Origin of the sequence: Halomonas sp. 3D7M (genome assembly GCF_014897885.1) — a bacterium.
Classification (GTDB): Bacteria; Pseudomonadota; Gammaproteobacteria; order Pseudomonadales; family Halomonadaceae; genus Vreelandella.
Window position 1 is genome coordinate 2,081 of sequence record NZ_JABUZF010000192.1, and the last position, 220, is coordinate 2,300.

Below are 220 nucleotides of genomic sequence, written 5' to 3' on the forward strand. Positions count from 1 at the left end.
CGCAAGCGTCTAGAGAAGCTGGAGCCACCGTTTTGGCAAGCGCTGCGCGATGGCGACGACCAGCTAGCCACACAGGTGTCTTTCTGTGCGGCCATGGCGCGTAATTTGTTATTGGTGGAATTTCTTGAAAGTGTCGTTGCCGATGCGTTTTTAACCCAGGCGGAGGCGCTTCAGGCCTACCAGTGGGATGAGTTTTTAGCCGAGCGTGCCCACCGCGATG

The 220-nt window shown here is 56.8% G+C and carries 1 protein-coding gene; it reads left to right on the top strand.

Annotation, left to right across the window (positions count from 1 at the left end; translation table 11 throughout):
• Window positions 1-220 (top strand): BrxA family protein (locus INT22_RS20775; RefSeq protein ID WP_226912616.1); only part of this gene is annotated, 220 nt, incomplete at both ends.